This window comes from Acidovorax sp. Root219 (assembly GCF_001428665.1).
Lineage (GTDB): Bacteria > Pseudomonadota > Gammaproteobacteria > Burkholderiales > Burkholderiaceae_C > Acidovorax.
Window position 1 is genome coordinate 1 of record NZ_LMIJ01000004.1, and the last position, 12,700, is coordinate 12,700.

At 67.8% G+C, this 12,700-nt stretch carries 14 protein-coding genes; 6 read left to right on the plus strand and 8 right to left on the minus strand.

Features of this window, described 5'->3' with window-relative positions:
- Positions 1–114 precede the first annotated feature (114 nt).
- Entirely contained in the window at positions 115–1,050 is a 936-nt protein-coding gene (locus ASE28_RS04440) for a LysR family transcriptional regulator (RefSeq protein WP_057265275.1), read from the plus strand.
- A complete protein-coding gene (locus ASE28_RS04445) occupies positions 1,034–2,059 on the plus strand; it encodes a tripartite tricarboxylate transporter substrate binding protein (protein ID WP_157421870.1) in 1,026 nt (341 codons plus the stop codon). Before ASE28_RS04440 ends, ASE28_RS04445 begins: the two co-directional genes overlap by 17 nt.
- Before the next feature lie 9 nt (positions 2,060–2,068).
- Here the strand turns inward: ASE28_RS04445 and ASE28_RS04450 are convergent, their stop codons facing one another.
- From ASE28_RS04450 to ASE28_RS04460, 3 genes are all read right to left on the minus strand, one after another.
- On the minus strand, positions 2,069–3,235 hold the full coding sequence (locus tag ASE28_RS04450) for an ABC transporter substrate-binding protein (protein ID WP_057265022.1): 1,167 nt from the start codon (positions 3,233–3,235) through the stop codon (positions 2,069–2,071).
- A gap of 512 nt (positions 3,236–3,747) precedes the next feature.
- On the minus strand, positions 3,748–4,086 hold the full coding sequence (locus tag ASE28_RS04455; protein ID WP_157421871.1) for a hypothetical protein: 339 nt from the start codon (positions 4,084–4,086) through the stop codon (positions 3,748–3,750).
- A 23-nt stretch (positions 4,087–4,109) separates the two neighbouring features.
- Positions 4,110–4,310, minus strand: coding sequence for a hypothetical protein (locus ASE28_RS04460; RefSeq protein WP_057265026.1), 201 nt, complete (start codon positions 4,308–4,310; stop codon positions 4,110–4,112).
- A gap of 241 nt (positions 4,311–4,551) precedes the next feature.
- Here ASE28_RS04460 and ASE28_RS04465 point away from each other — a divergent pair, with 241 nt between their 5' ends.
- On the plus strand, positions 4,552–4,887 hold the full coding sequence (locus ASE28_RS04465) for an I78 family peptidase inhibitor (RefSeq protein ID WP_157421872.1): 336 nt from the start codon (positions 4,552–4,554) through the stop codon (positions 4,885–4,887).
- A 127-nt stretch (positions 4,888–5,014) separates the two neighbouring features.
- Positions 5,015–6,208 carry an MFS transporter gene (locus ASE28_RS04470; protein WP_057265030.1) on the plus strand — a complete coding sequence of 398 codons (1,194 nt, stop codon included), beginning with the start codon at positions 5,015–5,017 and terminating at the stop codon, positions 6,206–6,208.
- Here ASE28_RS04470 and hemW read toward each other — a convergent pair whose 3' ends face one another.
- From hemW to ASE28_RS04495, 5 genes are all read right to left on the minus strand, one after another.
- The gene (hemW, locus tag ASE28_RS04475; RefSeq protein ID WP_057265032.1) at positions 6,209–7,486 is read right to left on the minus strand and encodes a radical SAM family heme chaperone HemW; all 1,278 of its coding nucleotides are present in this window, start codon (positions 7,484–7,486) and stop codon (positions 6,209–6,211) included.
- Between the two features lie 18 nt (positions 7,487–7,504).
- Positions 7,505–8,104 carry an RdgB/HAM1 family non-canonical purine NTP pyrophosphatase gene (gene rdgB, locus ASE28_RS04480; RefSeq protein ID WP_057265034.1) on the minus strand — a complete coding sequence of 200 codons (600 nt, stop codon included), beginning with the start codon at positions 8,102–8,104 and terminating at the stop codon, positions 7,505–7,507.
- Positions 8,105–8,159: 55 nt separating this feature from the next.
- Positions 8,160–8,888 carry a ribonuclease PH gene (rph, locus tag ASE28_RS04485; protein WP_057205451.1) on the minus strand — a complete coding sequence of 243 codons (729 nt, stop codon included), beginning with the start codon at positions 8,886–8,888 and terminating at the stop codon, positions 8,160–8,162.
- Positions 8,889–9,029: 141 nt separating this feature from the next.
- Positions 9,030–9,932, minus strand: coding sequence for a PP2C family serine/threonine-protein phosphatase (locus ASE28_RS04490; RefSeq protein ID WP_057205454.1), 903 nt, complete (start codon positions 9,930–9,932; stop codon positions 9,030–9,032).
- Between the two features lie 82 nt (positions 9,933–10,014).
- Positions 10,015–11,031 (minus strand): serine/threonine-protein kinase, encoded by a 1,017-nt coding sequence (locus ASE28_RS04495; protein ID WP_008905072.1) that lies wholly within the window; start codon positions 11,029–11,031, stop codon positions 10,015–10,017.
- A 75-nt stretch (positions 11,032–11,106) separates the two neighbouring features.
- Between ASE28_RS04495 and ASE28_RS04500 the strand changes: the two genes are divergently transcribed.
- Together ASE28_RS04500 and gmk are read left to right on the plus strand one after the other, a co-directional pair.
- Positions 11,107–12,024, plus strand: coding sequence for a YicC/YloC family endoribonuclease (locus tag ASE28_RS04500; RefSeq protein WP_082604384.1), 918 nt, complete (start codon positions 11,107–11,109; stop codon positions 12,022–12,024).
- A 36-nt stretch (positions 12,025–12,060) separates the two neighbouring features.
- Positions 12,061–12,681, plus strand: coding sequence for a guanylate kinase (gene gmk, locus ASE28_RS04505; protein WP_057265036.1), 621 nt, complete (start codon positions 12,061–12,063; stop codon positions 12,679–12,681).
- The last annotated feature ends 19 nt before the right edge of the window (positions 12,682–12,700 follow it).

The window sequence follows — 12,700 nt, forward strand, 5'->3', positions numbered from 1 at the left end:
TGAGAGAACGCACACCAAATGAGGCACTGACAGTATTGACAATGGCGACCATATGAGGAGCGTAGGCTGCACATGCCAAACACCTGAATAATCTGTGATCCATACGTTATGAATATCGAGTTCCGGCACCTGCGCTACTTTGTCGCCGTTGCGGATGCCAGGCACATCACGCGCGCTGCCGAGCGCCTGGGCATGCAGCAGCCCCCGCTGAGCCAGCAGATCAAGGGGCTGGAGGTGGAGCTCGGTGTGCCGCTGTTCCTGCGCCATCCCAAGGGCGTGACGCTGACCGATGCGGGCCAGCTCTTCTATGCCGAGGCCACGCGCCTGCTGCGCGACTGCGCGGCCATGCAGGAGCGCATGCTGGCCTTTGCCGACGGCAGCCAGGGCATGCTCTCCATCGGTTTCACCAGCTCGTCGGCGGCGCACGACTTCACGCCCGAGGCGCTGCGCATGTGCCGCGCCACCTACCCCGGCATTCAGCTGGTGGTAAGCGAGAACAACGCCGCCGAGATCACCGAGGCGGTGGCCTCCTCGCGCCTGCACTGCGGCTTTCTGCGCGTGCCCGTGGCCTGGCCCAAGGGGGTGGTGCTCAAGACCCTGCTGCAGGAGCCCGCCGTGCTGGCCATGCCGCGCGACCACCCGCTGGCGCAGGTGCCGGCGGGCAAGAAGCAGCCGCCCGTGCAGCTCAAGGACCTGCAGGGCGAAAAGTTCATCTTCGTGCGCAAGCCCGGCGCGCCGGGGCTGTATGCCAACCTGCTGGAGCTGTGCACACGCGATGGCGTGGCCATCAACGTGGTCTCGGAGGTGGACCGCATGATGACCAACCTGAACCTGGTGGCCGCCGGGGCCGGCATCTCGGTGGTGCCCTCGTCCATGCAGGGCACGCACCACAACGCCATCGTCTACCGGCCGCTGGCCCGCGCGGTGAAGCTGGGCGCGCCATTGACGCTGGCGTACCGCAAGAGCGACTGCCACGGCCCCACGGGGGCCTTCGTCGAGCTGGTCACGAAGATCGCGGCCGGAAGGGCCAGAGTTGCTACGCCTGCCTGAGCCCCTGCCCGCCATCGCATCCCTGCCTCGCCGCCGCCTGCTGCGCTGGGCTGCGGGCGGGGCGGCCCTGGTGGCCGCAGCGCCCGCCATGCATGCAGCAGCACCTCGCTGGCCCAGCCGCCCCGTGCGCCTGATCGTGGTGTACCCGCCCGGCGGCGTGAGCGATGCGACGGCGCGCGCGCTGGCGCAGCCGCTGGCGCGCGCCCTGGGCGTGCCGGTGCTGGTGGACAACCGCGCCGGTGCCGGCGGCTCGGTGGGCATCGACCTGCTGGCCCGCGCCGCACCCGACGGGCATACCCTGGCGTTCTCGGCGATCACCCCGGTCACGCTGCAGCCGCTGCTGGTGCCCGGCGGTCTGCGCGACCCGCTCGGCTTGGTGATGCCGGTCGTAGGCATCATGCACACGCCGGTGCTGGTCATGGGCACACCGGCCCTGGGCCCGCGCTCGTTTACCGAGATGGTGGCCCTGGCGCGCACACGGCCCGGCGCCGTGCGCTGGGCGAGCTCGGGCGTGGCCACCACAGGCCACATGGTGCTGGTGCAGACGCGGCTGTACAGCGGCGCCGACATCACCCACGTGCCCTACCAGGGCGGCGGTGCGCAGCTCAACGACGCGCTGGGGGGCCAGTTCGAGGTGCTGTCGTCCAACCTCGCGGCGCAGCAGCTCGAGTATGTGGCCGCCGGCCGCCTGCATGCACTGGCCGTGGGCTCGCCCGCGCGCCTGCCGGCGCTGCGCGAGGTGCCCACCCTGGCCGAGCTGGGCTACCCGCGCGCCAACCTGAGCTCGCTGTTCGGCCTGTTCGCGCCCGCGCATACGCCCACGGCAGTGGTGCAGGGCCTGAACGAGGCGGTCAACCGCATCCTCGGTGCCGGCGGCTTCGCCGCGGTGCTGAGGGACAAGCACCTGCTGCCCGCGGGCGGCACAGTGGCCACCTTCGCGCAGCAGATCGCCGCCGACCGGCAGGGCAACGAGGCACTGGTGCGCCACAGCAGCGCCGTGTTGCGCTGAAGCCGATCCTTATTGCCGGATGCGGCCGGTAGCGCTCACGATGGACAGCTCCACGAAGCGCGAACCCGCGCGCTGGCCGGGGCGGTAGCCCACGGTGTAGCCACCCAGGTCCAGGCTGTCGATGCTGTCCAAGGCAGCGGCCAGGTTTTCGCGCGTAGGCTTGGCGCCGGCCCGGCGGGCGGCCTCGGCGATCACCTTGGCGGCGATGTAGCCTTCCATCATGGCGTAGCTCACGGGCACGTCGGGGTCGCCGCTCTTGGCCTGCACCTCGCGGAATTCCTTGCTCAGCTTGCTCGATGCGCGGTACGGGTTGGGCGTGACCTGGGCGATCGATATGCCCTGCATGTGCTCTTCGGCCAGGCGCTTGGCCAGTTGCTCCAGGTCCACGTCGGAGGAGGCGAATAGCCGGGCGGTGCCGCCTTCCAGCCGGTACTTCTCGATGAAGGCCGAGGCGGCGGCGCCGCTGGTGATGAGGATGATGGCCTGGGGCTTGGCCGCCTGCAGCAGCTTGTTGGCGTTCTCCATGCGCAGGGTGTCCATCTCGTAAGAACCCTTGGCCACGAGGCTGCCGCCATTCTTCTTCACGGCCTCCTCAGCGCTGGCCAGCAGCGCCGGGGCGTCGGGCCCTTCCTCGTACAGCAGGCCCAGCTTGGTGATGCCCACGGTGGCCAGGTGCTCGGCGATCTTGCCGATCTCGTCGCGCAGGCCGGCGCGCACGTTGTAGAGCAGGGGCGAGTCGGGCTGGAAGGTGCTGCTGCGGTAGCCCACCAGCGCGATCTTCTCCTTGGCCAGCAGGCCCGACTTCTGCAGCGCCGCCAGGTTGCTGGCGCCCATGTAGCCCGCCAGCAGCAGCGGGCGCTGCTCAGCCAGCAGCTGCTGGGTGGCGGCCAGGGTCTGGTCGGCCCGGCCGGTATCGTCCTTGCGCGCCAGCACCAGGGTGTTGCCGTTGATGCCACCGGCCTTGTTGACGTGGTTGAAGTACATCTGCATGCCTGCCGAGTAGCCCCGTCCGTCGCTGGCCTTGAGGCCCGACAGCGGCGCCACCTGGCCGACCACGATGGGGGCGGCCTGCGCCCCCCCCGCCAGGGCCAGCACGGCGAACAGGGCGCCAGCACGGAGAACAGGGCTCGAAACAGGCCATGGGCGGACAGGGGTCGCGGCAGCGCTCGGGTTCATGTGTCTCCTCGGGTCTTTGTCGTTGTGGGCATGCCAGCGCATGCGCGCCGGTGACCGAGCGCGTTTATACCAGCACCGGCGACCCGCCGACAGCCTTCTGTCAGCTTCGAACCCGAGGAAAATTAGCCACTGCTGGCCACATGGGCTTGCATGATGGCCAGCAGCATGGGCTCATGGATGAATATTTCCTGGGGAATCACCATGCAGAAACTGCTCTTGCTGCTGATGGCTTTGGTGGTGTCGCATGGAGCCCTGGCACAGGCCGGGGAGGGCAGCGGGGCGCAGGTCGGTTCCCAGCCGCCGGGATACCTGACGCGAACGGATGCCTTCATCGAGCTGACGGGCTACCGGGGTGTTCGGCAGCTGGCACCTTCATCCCGTTCGCGGGCTACTACGCGGACCGGTACAACTGCCCTCTCTACAACGGCATCATTGCCGTGGCATGGGCGCCTGAGCTCGTCTACGCCCCCTGGATCTGGTACTACCTCCTCACGCCGTAAAGACGCCGGGGTTCAGCGCACCACCAGGGCCAGCACCTGCAGGCGATCGGCGATGCTCTCGGCATCCTGCTCCATGTCTGCCAGGCTGAAGCTGCCCGCGCACCAGCCGCCGAACCAGATGCGGAAGGCCTGCACGCCCGCGACAGGCGAATGTTCGCCGTACCAGCGGATGGCTTCTTCGATGCGCGAGTGGTAGGTGGGCCTGCCCACCTGGTCCTGCTCGTCGAACATGCGGGCACGGTAGCCTTGCGCGCCGTCGTGCGCGATGTGCAGGATAAGGCTGACCTGCAAGCCGTCGTCGTCATCGCGCGCCAGGCTGGTGTGTTGGCTGGGGTGGGCTGCGGCAAGCATGGTGGTGGTGCTCCTGAACGCCATCAGCCCATCGCCTGGAATTCGCCATGCAACGTGTCACCGAACTGGGGTTCCCATTGCACATGGGCCATGTCGGCCTTGCCCACCATGAGGTACTCGCTCTGCTGGGACTGCGTGGCAGCCCGCATCGGCTGGCCCATCTGCAGGGGGTCCGGCTCGCCGATCCGTTCAAGGCGCCGGGTGTAGAGGTCATCGAAGTGCATGGTTCCATCCTCGCGTTCGGGAAAAGACTGGGCTATGGAACGATTGGCGCACTTTCGGCGGGAACCCGGGGTCGGATAGCCGATGTCACATGTGTAGGAAATGTCCTGCAATGCCCTGTCTCCCTGTAGGCGCTGGCGCCGTGGTTACGCCACGTCACAAATGAGGGGCTCGCCAGGCGTTATGGTGGCAAGGCCACGCGCGCTCCGTGCGCCCCTTTTTGTCCATTCGAGGAGACCCTCCATGCACCACCGCCACCAAACCCTTCTCACCGCCTGTGCTGGCCTGTGCATGGCCCTGCTGGCGGGCTGCGCCGGCACGCCCGCGCGTCCGCCAGCAGCCGACACACCCTCGGTAGGCCCCGGCCCCAGGGGCGGCACCTGCAACGCCGCACCGGCACAGGGTGCCAAGGGCAAGCAGCCCACGGCCAGCACGGTCGAGCAGGCGCGCGTGGCCTCGGGCGCAGCCATGGCGCGCGTGCTGCGCGACAACCAGCCTGTGACCATGGAGTTCAATGCCGAGCGACTGAACCTGGTAATTGACGCAAGCGGCAAGATCACCACCGTGCGCTGCGGTTGAACAAGCCGCTGCGGGCAGTGGCCAGGGCCGGGCGGGACCTCGCGGGGCCGGCTATCATTCCTGCGGCGCAGCGTTCCCCCGGCTTTTGTTCCCTATTCCTCCCCTTCGCGCCGCAGGTCCCCGCCCGATGCCGCTGCGCTCGTTCACCGCTCCTTCCCCCACTGTCCGCGCCGTTGCCGCGCTGTCGCTCACCCAGCTCATCGGCTGGGGCTCCACCTTCTGGCTGCCGGCGGTCACCGGGCCGGCCATGGCGGCCGAGCTGGGCATGGGCCTGCCACTGGTGATGGCCGGGCCCACGGCCATGCTGGTGGTGATGGCCCTGGCCTCGTGGCCGCTGGGCGCCGTGTTCGAGCGCCATGGCGCGCGCCCGGTGATGGTGCTGGGCTCGCTGCTGGGCGCACTGGGCCTGGCGCTGGTGGGGCTGGCGCAAGGCCCCGTGTCCTACCTGCTGGCGTGGGCGGTGCTGGGCCTGGCCGGCGCCGGCATGCTGAGCACGCCGGCCCAGATCGCGGTGACCGAGATCGCGGGCGACAAGGCGCGCCGGGCGCTGGGTGTGCTGATCCTGGCCGGTGGCCTCACCTCCACCCTCTTCTGGCCGCTCTCGGGGCTGCTGCAGGCCCAGTGGGGCTGGCGCGCGGCGACGCTGGCCTTTGGCGCGCTGGTGCTGCTGGTCTGCCTGCCGCTGCACTGGGCCGTGCTGGCGCGCCGGCCCAGGGGTACCACCGCCACCCAGGTGCCGGCCGAGCCCGTCCCCATCGACCGGCCCCGCTTCGCCCTGCTGGCCGTGGGCTTTGCCGCCAATGGCTTCGTGACCTGGGGCTTTGCGCTCACCATCATCATCCTGTTCGAGGCGTCGGGTCTGAGCCACGCCAGCGCGCTGGCGGCGGCGGCCTTCATCGGCATTGCCCAGTGGGCGGGGCGGCTGTTCGACTTTCTGGGCGGCAGGCGCTGGTCGGGCTTTGCCACGGGCCTGGCTGCAGCGGCGCTGTTTCCGCTGAGCTTCATCGTGCTGATGCTTACCAGCAGCTTCACCGGCGCCCTGCTGTTCGCGCTGGTCTACGGCATGGCGGGCGGCGTCATCGCCGTGAGCCGCGCCACGCTGCCGCTGCTGGTGTTTCCGGCCGCTGCGTATGCGCGCGCGTCGGCGCGGCTGGCGATGCCGCTGAACCTGTCGTTCGCCGCCGCACCGCCGGTGTTCGCAGCCATCCTGACCTCGGCCGGGCCCCATGCGGCGCTGTGGCTGGCCTTCGGCATCTCGCTGGTGGCGCTGGGGGCCCTGTTCGGGCTGTGGCGGCTGCAGGGCGACCGCCGCAGCGCCTGATCAGTCGGCCAGGAACAGCTCCTGCAGATCGCTCAGGAAGTCGAAGCCCCGCTCCGTGGGCCGCACCTGGCCGCCCGGCTCGCGCACGATCAGGCCCTTGGCCTCGGCCTTGTCCAGCGCCTTGGCGATGGCGGTGACGGGCAGGCCGGTGCGCTCGGTGAAATCCTTGAGCGCGAAGCCCTCGCGCAGGCGCAGGGCGTTGAGCATGTACTCGAACGGCAGGTCGGCGCGGCGCACCTCTTCGTCCTGCGCCACGGCGTGGCCAGCCAGGGCGTTGTCCATGTAGCGGCCCGGGTCGCGAAAGCGCACCTGGCGCACCACGCGGTGGGCAAAGCTGAGCTTGCTGTGCGCGCCGGCGCCAATGCCCAGGTAGTCGCCGAACTGCCAGTAGTTGGTGTTGTGCCAGCACTGGTGGCCGGCCCGCGCATAGGCTGAGATCTCGTAGCGCGAAAGCCCCGCCTGGGCTGTCATCTCGGTGATGCGGTCGAGCATGGCGTAGGCCTGGTCGCCCTCAGGGATGGCCGGCGGGTACTTGGCGAAGTAGGTGTTGGGCTCGATGGTGAGGTGGTAGATGGAGATGTGCGGCGGATTCAGCGACAAGGCCATGGCCATGTCTTCCTCCAGCTCGGCCGGGGTCTGCCCCGGCAGGGCATACATGATGTCGAGGTTGAAGGTATCGAAGGCCTCGGACGCCTCCTGCACCGCAGCCAGGGCCTGCGCGCGGTCGTGCACGCGGCCCAGGGCTTTCAGGTGCCGGTCGTTGAAGCTCTGCACGCCGATGGACAGGCGCGTGATGCCCGCAGCGCGAAAGGCCTTGAAGCGGTCTTTCTCGAAGGTGCCGGGGTTGGCCTCCATGGTGATCTCGCAATCGGGCTCCAGGCGCAGGCGCGCGCGGATGCCGCCCACCAAGCGGTCGATGGCCGAAGGCGAGAACAGGCTCGGCGTGCCGCCGCCGATGAAGATGCTGTGCACGGTGCGGCCCCAGATCAGGGGCAGCGCGGCCTCCAGGTCAGCCATCAGGGCGTCGATATAGCGCTGCTCGGGCACCTCGCCGGGCGCGGCGTGCCCCGCATCGGCCCCTGCAGCAGCGCCCCGGTACTCGTGCGAGTTGAAGTCGCAGTACGGGCACTTGCGGATGCACCAGGGCAGGTGCACGTACAGCGACAGCGGCGGCAGGCTCTGCAGCTGCAGCAGGCCCGCGCGCATGTAGTGCTGGATGTCACGCACCACGGCGGGCTCGGCCGCCTCGGTGTCGGGGACGATGGGGATGTGGGTCATGGAAATTCGGAGGGGTGCTCAGAACCAGCGCTCGCGCATCAGCGCCAGCATCTGCTGGGCAGATCGGCCGCGGTGGCTGTGGGCGTTCTTCACTTCCACGGGCAGCTCGGCAAAGGTTTTGCCGAACTCGGGGATGAACATCACGGGATCGAACCCGAAGCCGTTGCTTCCGCGCGGCTCGCGCGTGATCTCGCCGACCACGCGGCCCACGGCGATCAGGGGCTCGGGGTCTTCGGGGCTGCGCACCGCCACCAGGGTGCTGACCATGGCGGCGCGGCGCTGGTCGATGTGCTGCATCTGCTCCAGGATGGCGCGCACGTTGGTGTCGTCGCCTTTTTTGTAGCCGAACTGCGTGGCGTAGTAGGCGGTGTCCACCCCCGGCAGGCCGCCGAAGGCGTCCACACACAGGCCGGCATCGTCGGCCAGGGCCGGCAGGCCGGTGTGCGCGGCGGCAAAGCGCGCCTTGGCCAGGGCGTTTTCGACAAAGGTGCGAAACGGCTCCTCGGCCTCGCCCACGCCCAGGTCGCCCTGGCGCACGAGTTCGACCGAGAGCGGTGCCAGCATGGCCTGCAGTTCGGCCAGCTTGCCGCGGTTGTTGGATGCGAGGACCAGTTTCATCGTGAAAAATCGTTGTTGTCAGGGCCGACTGGCGGCCAGCCCGGAGGGAATTGGATCAGTCGCGCAGGGCCTGCTGCTGCAGGGTGATCAGCTCGGCAATGCCCTTTTCGGCCAGGGCCAGCAGCGCATCCATCTCCTGGCGGGTGAAGGCCGCGCCTTCTGCCGTGCCCTGCACTTCCACATAGTGTCCCGCACCGGTCATGACCACGTTCATGTCGGTGTCGCAGCCCACGTCTTCCACGTACTCCAGGTCCAGCAGCGGCGTGCCTTCGACAATGCCCACCGAGATGGCGGCCACAGGCTGCACCAGGGGCGACTTCGTGATCTTGCCGGCGGCCAGCAGCTGGGTGACGGCGTCCTGCGCGGCCACCCAAGCGCCAGTGATGGCGGCGGTGCGGGTGCCGCCGTCGGCCTGGATCACGTCGCAGTCGAGCTGGATGGTGCGCTCGCCCAGCAGCTTCAGATCGAACACGGCGCGCAGGCTGCGGCCGATGAGGCGCTGGATCTCCTGCGTGCGACCGTTCTGCTTGCCACGCGCGGCCTCGCGGTCGCTGCGGCTGTGGGTGGCGCGCGGCAGCATGCCGTACTCGGCCGTGACCCAGCCTTCGCCGCTGCCGCGCTTGTGCGGGGGCACGCGCTCTTCCACCGAGGCGGTGCACAGCACCTTGGTGTTGCCGAACTCGATCAGCACCGAGCCCTCGGCATGCATGGTGTAGTGGCGCGTGATGCGCACAGGGCGCAGTTGGTCGGCGGCACGGTCGCCGGTGCGAAGGTAGGTGGTCATGTGAATTTTCGGTGTCAAAAGAAGGCAGTCGCCCGCTGCGCACGCGGGCAGGCCTGCGGGTCAGGTCGGTGCGTCAGCCAGCGGCCGGCCGCACAAGAGCCGTTCTCCACGGCGCCGCACACCGCCCGCAGCCCATGGAACTCAGGTTTTGCGCGCGGCAGAGCGGCGGATGGCTTCGTTGATCTCGGCGATCGAGCGTTCGATGGCGGCGTCGTCCAGGTCGTCCACCAGCCCGTCGAGCGGACCCGCCTGGATGGTAGAGGCGAACACGTCGTCGCTGATGCTGTCGGTGGACACGCCCTGGGTGGACTCGAACGCATCGGGGGTCTCCCATTCGAGCGCCACCACGGTCACGTTGTCGCTGCTGTCACCGGCGGTGCGCAGGGCCTCTTCCACCAGCTCCGGCACGGCGTGCGACACCGTCTGGCGGGCCATCTGCTTGGCGATCTCTTCGTCGCTGAGCGTGCCCCACAGGCCGTCGGAGCACAGCAGGATGCGGTCGCCCTGCTCCAGGTACACCGGGCCGGTGATGTCGTAGATGGGCTTGGTTGGCGAACCCAGGCAGGTGAACAGCACGTTGCGGTTGATGCGCTCAAGCCCCGGCGGCGGGTTGTTGCGCAGCTCCATGTACGAGTGGTCGCGGGTGCGGGTGAGCAGGTCGCCGTCGCGCACCATGTACAGGCGCGAATCGCCGCAGTGGATCCATGTGGCCGTGCCGGCCTGCAGCACGGCGGCCACCAGTGTGGTGCGCGGCGTGTCGAGCATGCCCTTGTCGGTGGCGTAGCGCAGGATCTGGTGGTGCGCGGCCAGCAGCGCGCCCGAGAGGAACTCCTGCACGTCCTTGAGCTGGGGTTTGGCCTCGCGCTGGAACAGCGCCGAGATGGTCTGCAGCGCGATCTGCGCCGCCACTTCGCCCTCGGGGTGCCCCCCCATGCCGTCGGCCAGGACGAACAGGCCCGATTCGCGCGTGTAGCAATAGCCCATGCGGTCTTCGTTCTTCTCGCGGCCGCCGCGGCGGCTGATCTGGAATACGGAGAACTTCATAGTGGCCCACGCAAACAAGGATGCACCAATGCATCGTTAGTAAATATGCATCCCGCCCGAACCCGCTTTGCGTGGGTGGTTTTCATTTGGGCTTGGCTCCGATACCGGTGGCTTCACCCACCTTCTGCACATTCTTCTTGGTGTCGGACACCAGGGTGTCGAGCTGCAGGCGCATCTTCTCGGCCACCGTGAGCTTGGTGTAGCGGCGCTCGCCTTCGCGGCTGAGCTCCTTCTGCAAGGCGAACACCGACTGCGGGCGCGACAGCGGATCCAGCGCCATGCACCACTCGACCACCTCGATGAGGTTGTCGGAGTACACGCCGCGCAGCTTGGTCAGCGCCAGCGACAGGCGGTCCTTTTCGATGCGCTGGGGCGCCTCGTTGGGCGGAAAGCCCTGCATGCAGGCATAGATGCAGGCGCCGATGGCGTAGATATCGGTCCACGGGCCCATGGACGAGTCGCGCCGGTACATCTCAGGCGCGGCAAAGCCGGGCGTGTACATGGGGCGGATGAAGTTGCCCTCCTTGGACAGCACCTCGCGCGCCGCGCCAAAGTCGATCATCACCGCCTTGTTGTCGTCGGTGATGAAAATGTTGGCCGGCTTGATATCGAGGTGCAGCATCTTGTGCTGGTGCACGATGCGCAGCCCGCGCAGCACCTCGTCGAACAGCGAGCGGATGGTGGACTCACGGAACACCTTCTGCGTCTTCAGGTCGCGCGCGGTGATGATGAAGTCCTGCAGGGTGGCGCCTTCCAGGTAGTTCATCACCATGTAGACGGTTTCGTTCTCGCGAAAGAAGTTGAGCACGCTCACCACCGAGGCATGCGAGATCTGCGCCAGCGCACGGCCTTCTTCAAAGAAGCTCTTGAGGCCCAGGCGGTAGAGCGAGAGCTTTTCGGACTGCACCTTGGGCAGCAGCTCGCCCGGGGCGCGCGTGGCCAGGGACGAAGGCAGGTATTCCTTGATGGCGACCTGCTGGCCTTCGGCATCGAGGGCCAGATAGACCACACCGAAACCACCGGACGACAACCGACGCACCACACGGTAACCACCAATCGCGGTATCGGGTGGCAAGGGGGCCGGTTTGATTTTTGACATATTTTGCGAAGATGACTCGGGGGTAGGGCGGAACCCGGATAATCGCCGGATCGCAAGCAACCATCAAAAAGTCCAATGCCAGTTTACAGCATGACCGGATACGCCAGCGCGCAGCACGGCACATCCGCCGCTGGCGCTGAAACCGAGGGCCGCGCCACCCAGGCGCGCCGCCTGGGGCTGGAGATCCGCTCGGTCAACAGCCGCTTCCTGGACCTGTCGTTCCGGCTGCCCGACGAATTGCGCGCCATGGAGCCCGCCCTGCGCGCCCTGCTGACCGCGCGCTTGAAACGCGGCAAGGTGGAAGTGCGCGCCGCGCTGGAGAACGAAGACAGCAACACACTGCAGGACCCCCCTGCCCGCCTGCTGCAGCGCCTCAATTCCCTGCAGGACTCTGTCAAGTCCTGGCTGCCCAACGCCGCGCCCCTGAGCGTGGCCGATGCGCTGCGCCTGTGCGCCAACGCCCATTCGGGCAACGAGGACTGGAGCGAGGCCGTGCCTGCTCTCGCCGAAGAGGCCCTGACCGCGCTGATGTCGGCCCGCGAGCGCGAGGGCAAGCGCCTGGCCGCCATGCTGCTCGACCGTCTCAAGCAGCTGCGCGCCCTGGCCGAGCAGGCCGTGCCCATGGTGCCCTTGCTGGTGGAGCAGCAGCGCCAGCGCTTCATGGAGCGCTGGAAGGAAGCCATGGCCCTGACCGATGGCGCCACCCTGCCCGAGGCCGCCCGCGACCGCGCCCTGACCGAGGCCACCGCCTTCGCCATCCGCATCGACGTGGCTGAGGAGATCACCCGCCTCGACTCCCACCTGGAGGAGATTGAGCGCCTGCTCAAGAAGGGCGGCGAAGTCGGCAAGCGCCTCGATTTCCTGATCCAGGAACTGCACCGCGAGGCCAATACCCTGGGCTCCAAATCGGCCGCCCTGGACCTGACCCGCATCAGCGTGGACATGAAGGTCCTGATCGAGCAGATGCGCGAGCAAGTGCAAAATATTGAATAAGACTCATGTTTTGATAGCGCCTGGCGCACATCACCTATGGACTATCCAGGAAATCTCATCGTAGTGGCAGCCCCCAGCGGCGCCGGCAAATCCAGCCTCGTCAAGGCCTTGCTGGAGCTGGACTCGCACGTCCACCTGTCCATCTCGCACACCACGCGGGCACCGCGCGGCCAGGAAAAGCACGGCCGCGACTACTATTTCGCGTCGCAGCCCGAGTTCGACGCCATGGTCGAGGGCAATGCCTTCGTGGAATGGGCGCATGTGCACGGCAACCGCTATGGCACCTCCAAGAAGGCCATCGAGGAGCGCATTGCCCAGGGCTCGGACGTGATCCTGGAAATCGATTTCCAGGGCGCGCTGCAGATCAAGGAGGCGTTTGCCAATGCGCTCCTGGTCTTCATCCTGCCGCCGAGCTGGGAAGAGCTGCGCTCGCGCCTGGAACGCCGGGGCGAGGACTCTCCGGATGTCATCGAAGTCCGCCTCAAGAATGCGGCTACCGAGATGGCGCAGGTCAGCAAATTCGACTTCGTTATAATCAATGAGTTGTTTGAGCGCGCGCTTTTCGACCTGAAAGCCGTCGTGCACGCCCAGCGCCTGAAGTACGCCGCCCAGCGACGCGCCCGTGCTGACACCTTCCAGTCGCTCAATATCACCTGAATCCCCGGAGTACCCACCG

Excerpts from the sequence above, each read along its gene's own strand:
- ASE28_RS04465 (WP_157421872.1), top strand. The coding sequence starts at position 4,552 with ATGCACCACCGCCACCAAACCCTTCTCACCGCCTGTGCTGGCCTGTGC.
- ASE28_RS04460 (WP_057265026.1), bottom strand. The coding sequence starts at position 4,310 with ATGCACTTCGATGACCTCTACACCCGGCGCCTTGAACGGATCGGCGAG.
- ASE28_RS04455 (WP_157421871.1), bottom strand. The coding sequence starts at position 4,086 with ATGCTTGCCGCAGCCCACCCCAGCCAACACACCAGCCTGGCGCGCGAT.
- rdgB (WP_057265034.1), bottom strand. The coding sequence starts at position 8,104 with ATGAAACTGGTCCTCGCATCCAACAACCGCGGCAAGCTGGCCGAACTG.
- rph (WP_057205451.1), bottom strand. The coding sequence starts at position 8,888 with ATGACCACCTACCTTCGCACCGGCGACCGTGCCGCCGACCAACTGCGC.
- hemW (WP_057265032.1), bottom strand. The coding sequence starts at position 7,486 with ATGACCCACATCCCCATCGTCCCCGACACCGAGGCGGCCGAGCCCGCC.
- ASE28_RS04450 (WP_057265022.1), bottom strand. The coding sequence starts at position 3,235 with ATGAACCCGAGCGCTGCCGCGACCCCTGTCCGCCCATGGCCTGTTTCG.
- ASE28_RS04490 (WP_057205454.1), bottom strand. The coding sequence starts at position 9,932 with ATGAAGTTCTCCGTATTCCAGATCAGCCGCCGCGGCGGCCGCGAGAAG.
- ASE28_RS04470 (WP_057265030.1), top strand. The coding sequence starts at position 5,015 with ATGCCGCTGCGCTCGTTCACCGCTCCTTCCCCCACTGTCCGCGCCGTT.
- ASE28_RS04495 (WP_008905072.1), bottom strand. The coding sequence starts at position 11,031 with ATGTCAAAAATCAAACCGGCCCCCTTGCCACCCGATACCGCGATTGGT.
- gmk (WP_057265036.1), top strand. The coding sequence starts at position 12,061 with ATGGACTATCCAGGAAATCTCATCGTAGTGGCAGCCCCCAGCGGCGCC.
- ASE28_RS04500 (WP_082604384.1), top strand. The coding sequence starts at position 11,107 with ATGCCAGTTTACAGCATGACCGGATACGCCAGCGCGCAGCACGGCACA.